Genomic DNA, 16,242 nt, shown 5'->3' with positions numbered 1-16,242 from the left:
GGCTCCGGGACGGCAGTGGGGATGGCAGGATCGCAAGCGCGATTTTCGCCAGCCTTTCAGCGCCCCGGGCCGGGTCAGGGCGCCTTCAGCAGCGGCAGCGTGATGGCGACCTTCAGTCCGCCACCTGGGCGGTTCAGGAAGCTCAGGCGGCCGCCGAAGTGCTCCACCGCCTCGTGCGCGATAGCCAGGCCGAGGCCGGTGCCGCTGGCAGCGGTGCCCGGCGCCCGGAAGAAGCGCTCGCCCAGCCGTGGCATCACGTCGTCGGGCACGCCAGGGCCGTTGTCTTCCACATACAGTTCGACATCATTGTCGTCCAGCGCGTGCACGCCCACCGTGACGGTTGCATTGCGGCCGGCATAACGCAGGGCGTTGTCGATCAGGTTGTCCAGCGCTTCCTGCAGCATGGCGCCGTTGCCGAGTACACGCAGCGGATGGGGACTGCCGCGGTAGCCCAGATCGATGCCATCGCGGATCGCCTCCGGTACGCGCATGCCGACCCACTGCGGTACCAGCTCGCACAGGTCCAGTGCCTCCACGGTATCGGGCACGGTCTGCGCCCGGCTCAGTGCCAGCAGCTGGGTGCTGACCCGGGCGGTGCGCTGGTTGAGCCGGCGGATGTGCTGCAGCGCCTCGCGCACTGTATCGGGGTCGCCATGTGCCAGTGCCTGGTCCACATGCAGGGCCATGCCCGCCAGCGGCGAACGCAGCTGGTGCGCGGCATCGGCGATGAAACGGTTCTGCAGGGTGATCATTTCCGCCTGGCGGGCAAACAGATCATCGATGGTGCTGATCAGTGGCTGGATCTCCTCGGGCACGTCGGCATCGGAGATCGGCGCCAGTTCGCCGCGGCGCTGGGCCAGGCGGGTCCTCAGCGGGGTCAGGATGCGCAGGCCATAGGTCACGCCGAACCAGACCAGCGCTGCGGTACCCAGCGCCAGCATGGTCATCAGCGGGATGATGATCATCAGGATCTCGCGCGCACGCTGCCGGCGGTCGGCCATGCTCTCGGCCACGGTCACCGCCAGCTGGTCCTGCGGATCGTTCATCGCCTGCGTGCAGACGGTGGCCATGCGCACCTGCTGGCCATTGAGGTTGCCGTCGTACAGCGCCGGATGCACGCCGGTGCAGTCCTGCGAAGGGGCGTACGGGCTGAAGTCTGCATTGCCGCTGAGCGTACCCATGCGGCTGCTGTCGACGTTGAAGTAGCGATGGCCGTCGGGGTCGTACTCGATCAGGAAGCGCGCCTGCGGAGACAGGTCGCTGGTCACCGGCATGGTGCTCAGCATCTGCGCGAACGAATGCGTGTCGTCGATCAGGTTGCGGTCGTGGATGCGGTTGGAATAGTCCAGCGCAACGTAGTAGGCCAGGATCGTGTTGAACGTGAGCAGGCCCAGCATCGGCAACGCCAGGAAGGCGAGCAGGCGCCGACGCAGGCTGGGTGGTCCACTGATCACGGGGCGCTGTCGTCCTGCGCGTCTTCCAGCATGTAGCCCAGCCCGCGCACGGTGCGGATGCCCATGCCGCCGGGCTGCAGCTTGCGGCGCAGGCGGTGCAGGGCGATGTCCAGGCCGTTGTCTGTGAGGTCCTGGCCCCAGTCGCACAGCGCCTCCACCAGTTGCGCGCGCGACACGATGCGCTCGGCGCGTACCGCCAGTGCCGACAGCAGGCCGAACTCGCGCGCGGTCAGTTCCAGCGACTGGTCGTCGATCCACACCCGGTGCCCGGCCAGATCGATACGCAGGCGGCCGATGCGCAGGTCCGGGTTGCCATTGCTGGTGACCCGCCGCAGCTGCGCACGCACGCGTGCTTCGAACTCGTCCAGCGCGAACGGCTTGACCAGGTAGTCATCGGCGCCCAGGTCGAGCACGCGCACGCGCTCGGCCAGGCCGTCGCGGGCGGTCACCACCAGCACCGCCAGGCCATCGCCGCGCTGACGCAGGCGCTGCAGCACGTCGCGGCCATCCAGCTGAGGCAGGCCCAGGTCCAGCACCAGCAATGCGTACTGGGTCGAGCCCAGTGCCGCGTCGGCGTGCGCGCCGTTGTCGACGTGGTCAACCACGTGCCCCTGCCGGCGCAGCGAGGCGCACAGGCCGGAGGCGATATCCGGGTCGTCTTCAGCAATCAGAACGCGCATGCGCGGGGGCTCCTGTAACGGTCAGGCCCACCGGATGGACGGGGTGGGCCTCTCTCGGCTGCCGAGGGTAGCCGCAAACCGGGTGAAGGTGGAGCGCGCCGCCGCCGCCCGGTGCCGTCGCGCTGTCCCTTCATTCAGTCCTGCAGGCCCGGCTCACCCGGCGCCAACGGCACCCGCGAGCCATCCAGCAGGCCACGGCTGAGCCTGCCATTTTCGATGAACAGCAGTTCGCCGTTCTCGCCGTTCTTGATGCTGCTGTCGATGGCGATCACGCGGTCGCCATGGAAGCTGCTGACGTGTGGCATCGAGGTGTGGCCGACCACGATGCGTTTGAGCTGCAGGCGGTCGAGTACGGTCTGCACCCCCGCGGTGTCGAGGCGGCCATCGAAGTAGCCGCGGTACCAGATCGGGCTGGTCTTGCCGTCATACAGCGGTGCGGTGGCCGGGTCGGCCTTTACTTCGGCCTTTGGCAGGCCCAGTGACGCCTGGTAGGCCGCATTGGTGCGCGCCGGGTCCAGCGCCAGCTGCACTGCCTCGGGCGAAATACCGCCGTGCAGGAACAGGGTGTCGCCGATCTTCAGCAGCACCGGGCGGGTGCGCAGCCACTGCCCGATCACCGAATCGGCACCGTACAGCTGCGGGTAGCTGCGGCCGAGCAGCTGGGCGCTGCGCAGGTACTTCGGGTTGACGTAGCGCAGGTCGTCGTACAGCACCATGGTTTCGTGGTTGCCGAGCACGAAGTGCACCGCGCCGCCGGCGGCGGCCGCCTGCTGCTGCAGGCCATACAGCAGCCAGAAGGCCTCGGTCACCTGCGGGCCGCGGTCGAACACATCGCCGGCGATGACCAGCGTGTCCTTGCCCAGCGCCCAGCGATCCTGGGCATCGATGACCTGGTGGGCGCGCAGCAGGCGCACCAGCAGCCCGTACTGGCCATGGATGTCGGACAGCGCAACGATGCGCGGCACGGCCGGCAGCACGGAAACCGAAGGCGCATTCGGGGCAGCCACGTGCACCGAGTGCTCGTAGCCGCAGCGCGGGGCGATGTCGGTACCTGCGGCCTGCGTGGCAAGCGTGTGCGACTCGACTTTGTCGTCGCAGATCCACTTGGCCTGCAGCTGGTCGCCCTGGCGGAACACATAGGGGCCATCGGCCTGCACATGGTCGGCGGGCGCGGCAACCTCGCGGGCCTGCGTGGTTGCTGTGGCGCAGGCCAGCAGCGGCAACAGCAGGGCGGTCAGCAGGGAAGGGCGATCGCGCGACATCGGCGGCATCCAGTGGCGGAAAGACCCGATGCTAACCGGCGCGGGTGTTCGTCGGTGTGCGCGAATGGGCGGATCATGGAGGTGAAGTCGTCTGGATAGGCCATCGGCAAGAACGTCGACCGGGGACCCAGAAGGCCCGTCGTGATGCCGCGTATCCGCGGATTACGTTGGAATGTGACCGACCGTGCGATCCTGCCGCGCGGGCCCTTGGAGTTTCAATTGGCCATCTCTCGCTCTAGCTTGCGTTGCGAGCCCTCTCTGAAGCAAGTTTCAGCAATGTGGAGATCTTCTCTAGCTTCCCTGCAAAGATAATCACGATCACTGCTCCCGCCAGCAAACCCAAGCTGCAACAGGTGATCAGAAGCTTGGCATCTGACACCCACTGCGCGGCCTTGTCGCCGTTCCCGGTGCTCAAGAGATTGATGATCAGTGCGCTGATGGCGGTTGCTGCAGATGCCAATCCAGCACGCCTTGTGAGGAGCTTGGATTCCTGCTCCAGAAGCTTTGAGCGCTGGTCCAAGTGCTGGGTATTGCAGTGCGAAAGATCCTCGGCAAGGGCGGAATCTGCGTCAGCAGAGACATCCACGCGATCCGCCATATTGTTGAAGCCATGCCTGAACAGCAGAAAGAGCTGGATGACCTGAATTACAAAGAATACTAGCCCCAGGAGCATGATAATCCCCGTCAGTGGGAGCACGATCACTTTGGCAGCCTGCTGAGTGATCTGATCTGCCTTCAGAAGTGCCATGCATCCAAGGCTCAGAAGGAACAACGCGACCATGCTGCCAACTACGTAGTTTTCCGCCTTGCTGAGGGGTATAACCTGCTTCGGACGTTTGATGCGAAGCAGCAAGATGCGAGTGCTGGGGATCTCAGGGTATTGGTCTTTGTCTATCATGTTTGATGCACGGGCGGAATGGGCCTCGAGCATCGGAGATCTTCGTCTCAGATACTGAGATGACTTTGATACTGAGATGACTTTGATAAGGCCGATCAAATTGCGTATTTTTCCGCTGCAAAAGAACTAGAACGTCGTACTTGGGTTGAGCACATCTGAAAATTTCAATCTGCCCTTTTGATTGGGCTGGTGGTGATGAGTGACCTAGAAGTGGGTAGATCAGCGAGTGCTGCGTTCGGCACGGTGGCGTTCGAGCTGTGGGTGTAATGCGCCAATTGCTTTGGAGGCGTCGTGTGCCACGAGGGCAAGCTCAAAGACGCTTGAACAAAAGCCTACTGGGCCGAGGTATGAGCAGTGGTCATCGTCTAGCATCACGAGTAGAGAGCACCTTACGAGACGTTGTAGAGGAACCGATCCTCGTCTGGCGGAAGCGCGCGCTTCAGACGAGCTTGAGCACGACCGTCTGGCCTGACGCGAGAGCATGACCAGCTGCGTCTAGCGGCTGCATGTAGGGCAGCGGCCGCCGCGTCGCCGATTCGATCAGCTGTGAATGGGCTTCACCGGCCTCGAAGCGATGGCGTTCACCCCATTGGCGCAGCGCGACCAGCAGCGGGAACAGTTCCTGGCCAGCGGCGGTGAGCACGTATTCCTGGTAGGCCGATCCATCGGAGGCCGGCCGCAGCTGCAGGATGCCGGCCTCTACCAGCCGGCGCAGGCGGTCGCTGAGGATGTTGCGGGCCGCGCCGAGGCTGCGCTGGAAATCACCGAAGCGGGTGACGCCATCGAAGGCATCACGGATGACCAGCAGCGCCCAACGGTCACCGAGCAGATCGGCGCTGCGGGCGACGGGGCAGGGGCTGTCGGCGTGCATGGTGGACCTCTCTGATGTGGTTGCAGTTTAAAACCAATGGCAGTAGCCTGCAGCAAGTTTCAAATTGCAACCACTTCATGAGTGCCACATCGCTTCCCCGCCCGCTGCTGGTCCTGCTTGCGGTTGCCGCCGGCGCCAGCGTCGCCAACGTCTACTACGCGCAGCCGCTGCTGGATCAGCTTGCACGCGCCTTTGCGCTGGACCGGGCCGTGGCCGGCGCGGTGCTGGCTGCTACCCAGGCCGGTAGCGTGCTGGCGTTGCTTGGCCTGCTGCCGCTGGCGGACCGTGGTGACCGGCGACGCCTGCTGCGGCTGCAGTTGATCGCATTGGTGCTGGCGCTGCTGTGGCTGGCAGCGTCACGCACGGCGGGCTGGCTGTTGTCGGGCATGCTGCTGGCCGGCTTGCTGGGCACGGCGCTGACCCAGGGCCTGATCGCCTATACCGCCATGCTGGCACCACCCGAGCAGCGCGGTCGCGTGGTCGGTGTGGTGCAGGGCGGCGTGTTCATCGGCCTGCTGCTGGCGCGCGTGGTGTCCGGTACGGTGGCGGCGGCCTTTGGCTGGCAGATGGTCTACCTGTTGTCAGCGATGGTGATGGCGGGGTTGGCGGCGCTGCTGTGGCGGCGCCTGCCCCCAGTACCGGTGCCGTCGGTTCCCCCACGCTGGCGCGAGCTGCTGGGCTCGATGCTGGGCATGTTGCGCCGCGATCGAACGCTGCGCGAACGCGGGCCGCTGGCACTGCTGCTGTTTGCCGGCCTCAATGTGTTCTGGGCGGCGGCACCCTTGCCGCTCTCGGCGCCACCGCTGCATTGGTCGACCGCCGCCATCGGTGCACTGGGCCTGGCCGGGGTGGTCGGTGCGCTGCTGGCGGCGCGGGTAGGGCACTGGATGGACCGTGGTTTCGCGCATCCGGTCAGCGTCGGTGCGCTGTTGTTGATGCTGGTTGCGTGGTGGCCCTTGCTGGGCCTGCCGCAGTCGCTGTCGTTGCTGCTGTTGGGCGTGATTGTGCTCGACCTGGGTGGGCAGGCACTGCACGTATCAAACCAGGCATTGCTGCTGCGCGCGCCGGCTGAACAGCATGGACGCCTGGTGGCTTTGTACATGCTGTTCTATGCGGTGGGCAGTGGTGCCGGTGCAGCGGCCGGGCCGTGGATGCAGGCGCGCCATGGCTGGCCGGCGGTATGCCTGTTGGGGGCGGGCATCGCGTTGCTGGCGCTGCTCTGGTGGGCAGCGTGGCGGGTGGTGGCGGTGAAAGCAGCGGCCGGCGGCCGTATCGGTAGTGCCGGCTGTCAGTAGAGTCGACTGTCAGTCGACTGCTCTTCGCCCTGCGTGCGAAAAACCCCGCGGTGCGCGCGATAGTCGACCCGCGGTCGACTCTACCTGTCCTGCCGTCATCGCTGCAGTGCGCGCCGTCCCGGGGCTTCCTGCAGGTCCGCACTGGCCACCACCACGCGGTTGCGGCCGCTGCGCTTGGCCTCGTACATTGCCGCGTCGGCACGGGCCATCAGCCGCTCGTAGTCCGGATGGCCATCGTGGCCGGCCACGCCGATGCTGGCGGTCAGTGCCAGCACCTGGCCGTTGGCCAGTACCACCGGCGACTGCGCGATCTGCCGCCGCAGGCTCTCGGCGATCACGGTCGCCTGCGATTCGCTGGCAGCCACCAGTACCACCACGAATTCTTCGCCGCCATAGCGGAACAGGTAGTCGCTGCCGCGCGTGAGCTGGCCGAGCAGGCCGGCGACGTGCTGCAACGCGCGGTCGCCGGCATCGTGGCCGTGGCCGTCGTTGATTGCCTTGAAGTGATCCAGGTCGAGCAGCAGCAGCGAGAATGGTGTGCGGTTGCGTGTGGCCAGCTCGATTTCCCGGCGCAGCACGGTGGGCAGGAAGCGACGGTTGAGCAGGTTGGTCAGCGCGTCGCTGCCGGCATCCAGTTCGCCGATGCGCTCGAACAGCAGTGTCATCAGGGTGCGGATGGCGGCCAGGTCCTCGCGGATGGCCGGCAGCACCGCCAGTCGCTGCGCCGGAGCATCGCCGCTCGCGCGCTGCAGGTGGCCATCAATGCGGGCCATCAACTGGCCCACCTGCTGCGTTTCGCTGCTTTCGCCGAAGCTGGGGATGCCCTTGTGGGTGAACCACAGGCCGAACTCCGAGGTAGCCAGGCTGGCGTTGTCGCTGGCCTGCACGTGGCCGGCCAACGCGTAGAGCAGGGCGTTTTCCCAGTCCAGCAGCAGTGCGCGCTGGCGCTCGCGTTCGGTACCGACGTTCTGTACCAGCGAGAACAGCCGGTAGGCGGCGTCGGCACGGGTGGAGCGCTCGCGCGCGTGGGTGTAGGCCAGGGTCATGCCTTCCATGGCGATGTCCATGATCGCGCTGAGGCAGTCGATGGCGGCAAATGCGGTGTCGCTGTCCGGTGCATCGTCGCGCAGGCGCACGAACAGTTCGTGCTTGAGCACACGCGCACCGCGGGTAACCAGGTCGACCGGAATGCCGACGCGGGCGTGCACGTCGCCGATGATCCGCTGCGAGGCCACGGTGTTGGCGATGCCGCTGGCATCAGTGGTCAGCAGCTGCGCCAGCCAGCGCTGCATGGCCGGCTGCAGGCGCTGCTTGACCTGGTCGTGGGACAGGAAACGGCGCGCACGGGTGTCCTGCAGCAGTACTTCGTAAAAGCGCTGGGCCAGCGCGGGTGGGGCATCGGTAGCAGCGGCCCTGAGCAGCGCGGTGGCGGCAGGGCCGGCCTGCAGCAGGCACTGCTGCCAGGCCTCGGCCAGCGGCTGGCTGGCATCGTCCAATTGGGGTGGTTCCACGTCGATCTCTGACTGCGTACGGCAAACCACGGGTATCGGCCGCGGCGGCATACGGTTGATGGCGGGTTAGCCGGCCAGTTTACGCGCGGTGCAGGGTTGCACGGTGCGCAAACCACATCGGCGCCGCTGCGGCAATGAGTGAACGCATTTGAGAATCAATCGCATTGATGGGAGAATGCGCGCACGGAACGGGCTGCAGGTGCCTGCTGCAGGACTGCTCCGCCTCCCCCTCGTCGTTGCCTCAAGCCCTTTGCCAGAGGCCCCGTAGCCCTGCCAGAAGGTCCTGATCATGTCCCCTGCCGTTGTCCTTTCGCCGCGCCCGCTGGCGCTTGCCGTTGCCGCCCTGCTGGCCGGCAGCGCTCTGACCGCCCACGCCGAAACCGACGCAACCGATATCGACACGGTGCACGTCACCGCCTCGCAGATCGCGCGCCAGGCCCTGGGTACCTCGACCATCACCGCAGAGGACATCGCCAGGCGCCCGCCGGCCAACGACATCGCCGAGCTGCTGCGGACCATGCCCGGCGTCAACCTGACCGGCAACAGTGCGTCGGGCCAGTACGGCAACAACCGCCAGATCGATCTGCGTGGCATGGGCCCGGAAAACACCCTGATCCTGGTCGACGGCAAGCGCATCGGTGCGCGTGATGCCGTGCGCATGGGCCGCAGCGGTGAGCGCAATACCCGCGGCGATACCAACTGGGTGCCGGCGGAAATGATCGAGCGCATCGAAGTGCTGCGCGGCCCTGCAGCGGCACGTTATGGCTCGGGTGCTTCCGGTGGCGTGGTCAACATCATCACCAAGCGCCCGACCGGCGACCTGACCGGCGCGGTCGACCTGTATGGCCTGGTGCCCGAGCACAGCGCCGAAGGCGGCAGCGAGCGCGTCGGCCTGCAGCTGAGCGGGCCGATGACCGACACCCTGTCGTTCCGCCTGTACGGCAATCTCAACAAGACCGACGCCGATTCGCTGGAACTCAACCGTGACTTCGCGGCGAATCCGAACGCGGTGCCGCCGGCCGGTCGCGAGGGCGTCAAGAACCGCGATGTCAACGCGCTGCTGCGCTGGGACGTGACCGCCAACCAGGTGGTCGAATTCGAAGCCGGCACCAGTCGCCAGGGCAACATCTATGCTGGCGACCGCGCGGTCAGCACCACCGGTACCTCGACACCGATCGATCTGGGGGCGTTGGCCGAGCAGCAGGCCGAGACCAACCGCATGTACCGCAACACCGGCGCGATCACCCATCGCGGCCGCTGGGGTGATGTGACCTCGCGGGTAACGGCCGCAGTGGAGGCGGTGAACAACTCGCGCATCAACGAAGGCCTGGCCGGTGGCCCGGAGGGCAGCTTCAACGGCACCGACTGGTCGACCTCGCGCCTGCGCAACTACCAGCTGGACGGCGAAGTCAGTTTCCCGACCACGCTGGGTGGTGCCGAGAACATCTGGACGCTGGGCTTTGAATACCTGGACAGCCGCCTGACCGACCCGTACTCGATGAGCCAGTCCAGCAGCAGCGGCGGCGGCATCCCGGGGCTGTCGGCCGATCGCGCACGCGGCAAGTCCGACGCGCAGACCACCGCCGTGTTCGTGGAAGACAACATCTACCTGGGCGAGCGCTGGATCGTCACCCCGGGCCTGCGCTTCGACCACCACAGCCAGTTCGGCAACAACACCAGCCCCAGCTTCAACGCGCAGTTCCGCATCAACAGCGACTGGGTGGTGAAGGGCGGTATCGCCCGTGCATTCAAGGCGCCGAACCTGTACCAGTCGAATCCGGACTACCTGTACTACACCCGGGGCAATGGCTGCCCGAATGCACTGCCGAGCCTGGGCGCCGGCTGCTACATGCGCGGCAACTCGGACCTGAAGGCGGAAACCAGCCTGAACAAAGAACTGGGTATCGAGTGGGCACCGCAGAGCGGCTGGCAAGCGTCGTTGACCTACTTCCACAACGACTACAAGGACAAGATCCAGGCCGGGTACAACCAGATCGGGCTGACCGCCGACACCAAGGGCCGCATCTTCCGCTGGGAGAACGCACCCAAGGCGATCGTGCAGGGTCTGGAAGGCAACCTGGTGGTCCCGCTGCTGGGCGAGCAGGGCAACCGCCTGAAGTGGAGCAACAACTTCACCTACATGGTGGAGAACGAGAACAAGAGCACCGGCCAGCCGCTGTCGGTGATTCCGAAGTACACCGTCAACACGATGCTGGACTGGCAGGCCACCGACAAGTTGTCGCTGCTGCTGACCGGCACCTTCTACGGCAAGCAGAAGCCGGCCACCACCAACATCAACAATGATCCGCGCTGCACCGGCACCTGCGATCCGTCGATCGCGCTGCAGGACCGTGGTGCGTACAACATCTGGGGCGTGAGCGCGCGCTACAAGGTGACCGAGACGGTCAGCTTCGGTTTCGGCGTCAACAACCTGGCCGACAAGCGCCTGTTCCGCGAGGCCAACAGCAGCGATGCCGGCGCGGCGACCTACAACGAGCCGGGCCGCGCGTACTGGGCCAGCCTGCGCTTCGGGTTCTGACCGCAGGCGGATGTCGGTCCGCTGCGTCCGCCAGGCGTGGCCTGGCGTTGCCGGCCGCGCTCCGGTAGCGCCGGGCCATGCCCGGTGAGGGACCGCGTGGCCTGCAATGTTATAAATACCGTGATAGTTTCCCAACGCCCTCCGGCGTAGCCTGCCTCCCATCGCAAAGGAGCTGTTGCCATGGGCCACGACCACGATCACCTGCCATCCGAGATCCGCCACGAGAAACCCTTGTGGTGGGCGCTCGGCCTGACCTCCACCTTCCTCGTCGTCGAAGTGGTAGGCGCGTTCTGGACCAACAGCCTGGCGCTGCTGTCCGACGCGGCGCACATGGCTACCGACGCTTTAGCGCTGATGATCGCGCTGGTCGCGGTGCGGCTGAGCCGGCGCCCGCCGGACGCGCGCCGCACCTACGGCTATGCACGCCTGGAAGCGCTGGGCGCGATGATCAATGGCGCGATGCTGTTCGTGGTCGCCGGCTATATCCTGTGGGAGGCCATTGGACGTTTCCGCGAGCCGCAGGAGATTGCCTCGTCGGGCATGCTGGTGATTGCCGCGGCGGGCCTGGTCATCAACCTGATCTCGATGCGCCTGCTGCAGGCCGGCAGCGGCGAGAGCCTCAACGTGAAGGGTGCCTACCTGGAAGTGTGGGCAGACATGCTCGGCTCGGTGGCCGTGATTGCTGGCGCGCTGTTGATCAAGTGGACCGGCTGGAAGCCGATCGACCCGATCCTGGCGGTGCTGATCGGCCTGTGGGTACTGCCGCGCACCTATGTGCTGATGCGCGAAGCGATCAACGTGCTGCTGGAAGGCGTGCCCAAGGGCATGGACGTGGCCAAGGTGCGCGACAGCCTGTCCGGCCACGCTGCGGTACTGGACGTGCATGACCTGCATGTGTGGGCGCTGGCCTCCAGCACCCCGGCGCTGACCGCGCACATCGTGATGCGCGACGGCACCGATGCCGATGCGCTGCGTCGTGATCTGGGCGGGCGCCTGCACGATGACTTCGGCATCGAGCACGTGACACTGCAGATCGAAGCGGACCACTGCGGCGAAGCCTGTGGCGAGCCGGCGCCGGCCAAGGGCGGCGAGCACGAGGGCCATGAAGGCCATGACCACGGCGAAGACGCGCAGGGCCATCGCGGCCACGTGCATCGCTGAACGAGGATGGCGACCGCGCCGGGTGATGCCCGGTGCGGTCATTCGTCCCGTCGCGAGGCCAGCCGGTCTGCCAGCCGCGTCGGCTCCGGCAGCCGGTAACCGCGCAGCGTGCGCTGCACCCAGTCCAGCGCGGTATCCGCACTGACCCGATGGCCACCGGCCACGAACAGCGGCTTGCAGCGAATCTTGCTGCGCAGCACCCAGCCCAACTGTTCATCGCCATCCAGCAGCGGCGTATGCGCACCGGCCTCGGCGCCCGGTTCGACGAACCTGCCCACCAGCTTCGACTTGGCGACGCCGATGCTCGGCAGGTCGGTGACCACGCCCAGATGCGCGGCCACGCCCAATCGTCGCGGGTGGCTGATGCCATGGCCATCGACGAACACCAGGTCCGGCGTATGCGGCAGCAGCGCCAGCGCGGCCAGCAGTGCCGGCAGCTCGCGGAAGCTGAGCAGGCCGGGGATATAGGGCATCACGGTGGGGATGCGCGCGATCTCCTGCGCCACGGGCTGCAGCGTCTCTGCGTCCAGCAGTACCGCCGCGGCGCGGGTGATGGCGCCATCGTCCTCGAAGCCGACATCCAGCCCGGCCAGCCAGCGCACGTTGCGTGGCAGGCGGTCCTTGCGCTCCACGCGGCCTGCCAGCTGGAGCTGCTGCGCGCGTGCCGCGGCGACGCTGCCTTCCCAGCGCCCGGGGTCGATCACCGTATTCATTGGTCACAGCATCGCATGCGCGGTGCCACGGCCCGGTGAGCGGCGCCCGGGGCTACAATGGCGGCCTGTCTTTCCTCGCGTTGGAGACCCTGCAGTGACCCGTAAACTCGTACTGTTGCGCCATGGCCAGAGCCAGTGGAACCTGGACAACCGCTTCACCGGCTGGGTCGATGTCGACCTGACCGAGCAGGGGCGCCGGGAAGCGGCCGCCGCGGGTCGCCTGATGCGCGAGGAAGGCCTGCAGTTCGACGTCGCCCACACTTCCGTGCTCAAGCGTGCCATCCACACCCTGCAGGGTGCACTGGCCGAGCTGGAACAGGACTGGCTGCCGGTGAACAAGTCCTGGCGCCTCAACGAACGCCACTACGGCGGCCTGCAGGGCCTGGACAAGGCCGAGACCGCCGCCAAGCACGGCGAGGACCAGGTCAAGGTGTGGCGTCGTTCGTACGACATCCCGCCGCCGGCCATGGACCTGGAAGATCCGGGCCACCCGATCCATGACCGCCGCTACGCTGGCCTGGACCGCAACGCGCTGCCGGGCACCGAATCGCTGGCCACCACGCTGGACCGCGTGCTGCCGTACTGGCACGACGCCATCGCGCCGCAGCTGAAGGACGGCAAGACCGTGCTGGTCACCGCCCACGGCAACTCGCTGCGCGCGCTGTACAAGTACCTCAACAACGTCTCGCGCGAGGAAATCCTCGAGCTGAACATCCCGACCGGCATCCCGCTGCTGTTCGAGTTGAACGACGACCTGACGGTGAAGTCGTTCCGCTACCTGGGCGACCCGGAAGCAGCGCGCAAGGCCGCTGAAGCCGTGGCCAACCAGGGCAAGGCGAAATAAAACAGAAGGCCGGCGCAAGCCGGCCTTCGCTTTTTGTAGAGTCGAGCCATGCTCGACTGCTGTTGGCCTCTTGCCGCAAGGACAATAAACCCAGAACGGCGAGCAGTCGAGCATGGCTCGACTCTACATAAGCGCGTCCTGTGACCTTTGGCCGGTCCCACCGCAGGCCTCCCCGGCTACCCTGTGAAATTACCCGCAGGAGAGCCTCATGAACGTCCGCAACCTGGTCCCGCTGGGCCTGACCATCGCCATCTCTGCCTCGCTGGCGGCCTGTGGCAAGAATGAAACCGCGCCGGCGGCCAGCGCCGACGCCAAGCCGGCCTTCGACCTGTCGCAGATCAAGACGCCGCTGATCTCGCTCAACAGCGCCGACCTGGATCCGTCCATCTCGGCCTGTACCGACCTCAATGGCTTCGTCAACAGCAAGTGGCTGAAGGCCAACCCGGTGCCGGGCGACCAGACCACCTGGGGCAGCTTCGAGATCCTGCGCGAGCGCTCGTTGGAAGTGCAGCACGCACTGGTGCAGCAGGCCGCGGCCAGCCAGGCCAAGGCCGGCTCGGTGGAAGCCAAGATCGGCGACATCTGGAAGACCGGCAACGATGAAGCCAAGATCGAAGCCGCCGGCCTGGCGCCGCTGCAGCCGCAGCTGGACAAGATCACCGCGCTGAACGATACCGCCGCCATCACCCAGTACCTGCGCGACAGCCAGGCCGAGGGCAAGGGCGTGCTGTTCTCGCTGTTCGCCAATGCCGACTACAAGGATTCGGCCAACGTCATCGCCTATGTCGGCCAGGGCGGCCTGGGCCTGCCGGAGAAGGGCTACTACTTCGATGACGCGCAGGCCAAGATCCGCGACGCCTACGTGGCCTACATCGCGCAGGTGCTGACGCTGTCCGGCGTGGACGCGGCGCAGGCTGCCGAGCAGGCCAAGGCCGTGATGGCCTTCGAAACCCGTCTGGCCAAGGCCTCGATGTCGCGCATCGAAATGCGTGACCCGGCCAAGCGCTACAACCCGCTCAGCGCGGCTGACGCCGACAAGCTGACCCCGAACTTCAGCTGGACCGCGCTGTTCGACACCCTGAAGGTGCCGGCCGCGCAGAAGTTCTCGCTGGCGCAGCCGGGCTTCTTCGGTGAAATGGACAAGATGCTCGCCGATGTGCCGGCCAGCACCTGGCAGGCCTATCTGCGCTTCCACACCATCGACGACGCCTCGCCGTACCTGAGCAGCCAGTTCGAGAAGGCCAACTTCGATTTCTATGGCACCACCCTGCGTGGCCAGAAGGAAATGCAGCCGCGCTGGAAGCGCGTGCTGGAGTCGGTCAACGGCGGCATGGGTGAAGCCTTGGGCCAGCTGTACGTCGACGCCGTGTTCCCGGCCGAGTCCAAGGTGGCCATGCAGCACCTGGTGGAGAACCTCTCGGTGGCGCTGAAGGCGCGCCTGGAGCAGCTGCCGTGGATGGGCGAAGAGACCAAGAAGAAGGCGCTGGAGAAGTGGGCCAGCTTCACCCCGAAGATCGGCTACCCGGACAAGTGGCGCGAGTGGACGGGCCTGCAGACCAACGGTGACAGCTACCTGGGCAACATGCAGGCCGCGCGCGCGTTCAACTACCGCTACATGCTGGACAAGATCGGCAAGCCGGTGGACAAGACCGAGTGGGGCATGACCCCGCAGACCGTCAACGCCTACTACAACGCCACCAAGAACGAGATCGTATTCCCGGCCGCCATCCTGCAGGCGCCGTTCTTCGACGCCAAGGCCGATCCGGCGCTGAACTACGGCGGCATCGGTGCGGTCATCGGCCACGAGATGATGCACGGCTACGACGACTCGGGCAGCCAGTTCGCTGCCAACGGCAACTTCGACAACTGGTGGACCGACGCCGACCGCAAGGCCTTCACCGAACGTACCGACCAGCTGGTCGCGCAGTTCGATGGCTATGAATCGGTGCCGGGCGTGTTCGTGAAGGGCAAGTTGACCCTGGGCGAGAACATCGGCGACCTTGGCGGCCTGACCGTGGCCTACGACGCGCTGCAGATGGCGCTGAAGGAAGACCCGAAGGCGAACGTCGAAGTGGACGGCCACAGCCAGGACCAGCGCTTCTTCATGAACTGGGCCACCGTGTGGCGCCGCAACTTCACCGATGGTGAGCTGCGCGTCCGCTTGAACACCGACCCGCACGCCCCGGCCAACTTCCGTGCCAACGGTGCGCCGTCGAACATGCCGTCCTATGCCGCTGCATTCCAGTGCAAGGCCGGCGATGCGATGGTGCGTGCCGACGACAAGCGCGTGGTGATCTGGTAATCGATCGCACGTGATGCGTGATGCAGAAGGCCCGGCGAATGCCGGGCCTTTTGTTTGTCTGATCGGTAGCGCCGGGCCATGCCCGGCGGATCTCAGGCCAGCGCTGGTTCCTGCGCCAGCATGCGATGGAAGCGCTGCAGCACATAGGGATCGATCAGGCCGCCGGACTGCTCGTCGATGATGCGCAACGCAGTCTCGCGTTCCATCGCTGCGCGGTAGGGGCGCACGCTGGTCATGGCATCGTAGGCATCCGCAACGGTGACGATGCGTGAGCCCAGCGGAATGCTCTCGCCACGCAGGCCGTCGGGATAGCCGCTGCCATCGAACGCTTCATGGTGGGCGCGAATCAGCCGCGCGACCGGTGCCGCATCGCTGCGGCCGGTGGCCAGGAAGATGTGTTCGCCGCGCACCGGATGCTCGCGCATGATCGCGCGTTCCTCGTCGGTGTGCCGGCGCGGTGTCAGCAGTACATCGTCGGGAATGCCGATCTTGCCGATGTCATGGAAGCGCGCGGCCAGGCCGATCTGCGAACAGGCATCGTCGTCGAGATCGCAGTGCGTGGCCAGGCGCTGCGCGAGCAGGCCAACGCGGTCGCAGTGGTGGCGGGTGTAGGCGTCGCGCATCTGCAGCGACATCGAGAGGGCATCGATCAGGCAGGCCTGCGCGTGCAGCAGGTCGGGGGCGGGTACGGCGTCAGGAAACATGGTCATCC

At 66.3% G+C, this 16,242-nt stretch carries 13 protein-coding genes; 5 read left to right on the top strand and 8 right to left on the bottom strand.

The features are described 5' to 3' along the window. Positions 1 to 74: 74 nt before the first annotated feature. The 5 genes from ACMZ91_RS03680 to ACMZ91_RS03660 all read right to left on the bottom strand — a co-directional run bounded on the left by ACMZ91_RS03680 (position 75) and on the right by ACMZ91_RS03660 (position 5,165). Positions 75 to 1,454 (bottom strand): sensor histidine kinase, encoded by a 1,380-nt coding sequence (locus tag ACMZ91_RS03680; RefSeq protein ID WP_005412674.1) that lies wholly within the window; start codon positions 1,452 to 1,454, stop codon positions 75 to 77. After that, entirely contained in the window at positions 1,451 to 2,134 is a 684-nt protein-coding gene (locus ACMZ91_RS03675; RefSeq protein WP_014646433.1) for a response regulator, read from the bottom strand. The genes ACMZ91_RS03680 and ACMZ91_RS03675 overlap by 4 nt, the downstream gene beginning before the upstream one ends. 134 nt (positions 2,135 to 2,268) lie before the next feature. Then, the gene (locus ACMZ91_RS03670; RefSeq protein ID WP_149908614.1) at positions 2,269 to 3,396 is read right to left on the bottom strand and encodes a metallophosphoesterase; all 1,128 of its coding nucleotides are present in this window, start codon (positions 3,394 to 3,396) and stop codon (positions 2,269 to 2,271) included. 235 nt (positions 3,397 to 3,631) lie between these two features. Continuing rightward, complete coding sequence (locus ACMZ91_RS03665; RefSeq protein WP_134951303.1) at positions 3,632 to 4,327, bottom strand: hypothetical protein; 696 nt, start codon at positions 4,325 to 4,327, stop codon at positions 3,632 to 3,634. Positions 4,328 to 4,733: 406 nt separating this feature from the next. Then, positions 4,734 to 5,165, bottom strand: a complete 432-nt coding sequence (locus ACMZ91_RS03660; RefSeq protein WP_134951302.1) for a winged helix-turn-helix transcriptional regulator — start codon at positions 5,163 to 5,165, stop codon at positions 4,734 to 4,736. Positions 5,166 to 5,242: 77 nt separating this feature from the next. Between ACMZ91_RS03660 and ACMZ91_RS03655 the strand changes: the two genes are divergently transcribed. After that, on the top strand, positions 5,243 to 6,460 hold the full coding sequence (locus tag ACMZ91_RS03655) for an MFS transporter (RefSeq protein ID WP_197614948.1): 1,218 nt from the start codon (positions 5,243 to 5,245) through the stop codon (positions 6,458 to 6,460). Between the two features lie 95 nt (positions 6,461 to 6,555). Here the strand turns inward: ACMZ91_RS03655 and ACMZ91_RS03650 are convergent, their stop codons facing one another. Further along, complete coding sequence (locus ACMZ91_RS03650; RefSeq protein ID WP_134951300.1) at positions 6,556 to 7,971, bottom strand: GGDEF domain-containing protein; 1,416 nt, start codon at positions 7,969 to 7,971, stop codon at positions 6,556 to 6,558. A gap of 289 nt (positions 7,972 to 8,260) precedes the next feature. Between ACMZ91_RS03650 and ACMZ91_RS03645 the strand changes: the two genes are divergently transcribed. Continuing rightward, positions 8,261 to 10,510 (top strand): TonB-dependent siderophore receptor, encoded by a 2,250-nt coding sequence (locus ACMZ91_RS03645; RefSeq protein WP_277778622.1) that lies wholly within the window; start codon positions 8,261 to 8,263, stop codon positions 10,508 to 10,510. A gap of 180 nt (positions 10,511 to 10,690) precedes the next feature. Next, positions 10,691 to 11,671 (top strand): cation diffusion facilitator family transporter, encoded by a 981-nt coding sequence (locus tag ACMZ91_RS03640; RefSeq protein ID WP_032127521.1) that lies wholly within the window; start codon positions 10,691 to 10,693, stop codon positions 11,669 to 11,671. Positions 11,672 to 11,709: 38 nt separating this feature from the next. Here the strand turns inward: ACMZ91_RS03640 and nfi are convergent, their stop codons facing one another. Further along, entirely contained in the window at positions 11,710 to 12,384 is a 675-nt protein-coding gene (gene nfi, locus ACMZ91_RS03635) for a deoxyribonuclease V (RefSeq protein WP_134951848.1), read from the bottom strand. Positions 12,385 to 12,478: 94 nt separating this feature from the next. Here nfi and gpmA point away from each other — a divergent pair, with 94 nt between their 5' ends. Next, positions 12,479 to 13,228 carry a 2,3-diphosphoglycerate-dependent phosphoglycerate mutase gene (gene gpmA, locus ACMZ91_RS03630; protein WP_004150217.1) on the top strand — a complete coding sequence of 250 codons (750 nt, stop codon included), beginning with the start codon at positions 12,479 to 12,481 and terminating at the stop codon, positions 13,226 to 13,228. A gap of 208 nt (positions 13,229 to 13,436) precedes the next feature. Then, positions 13,437 to 15,530: a M13 family metallopeptidase gene (locus ACMZ91_RS03625; protein ID WP_134951849.1), complete on the top strand. Its 2,094-nt coding sequence runs from the start codon at positions 13,437 to 13,439 to the stop codon at positions 15,528 to 15,530. Positions 15,531 to 15,622: 92 nt separating this feature from the next. On the opposite strand, the gene ACMZ91_RS03620 is transcribed toward ACMZ91_RS03625, so the two are convergent. After that, positions 15,623 to 16,240 (bottom strand): HD-GYP domain-containing protein, encoded by a 618-nt coding sequence (locus ACMZ91_RS03620; protein WP_032127517.1) that lies wholly within the window; start codon positions 16,238 to 16,240, stop codon positions 15,623 to 15,625. Positions 16,241 to 16,242: the final 2 nt, after the last annotated feature.

The sequence above is a fragment of the Stenotrophomonas sp. FR024 genome (assembly GCF_047500745.2).
Classification (GTDB): Bacteria; Pseudomonadota; Gammaproteobacteria; order Xanthomonadales; family Xanthomonadaceae; genus Stenotrophomonas; species Stenotrophomonas maltophilia_A.
The sequence above is the reverse complement of the archived record's forward strand: the minus strand, read 5'-3'. Positions and strand labels throughout refer to the sequence as shown.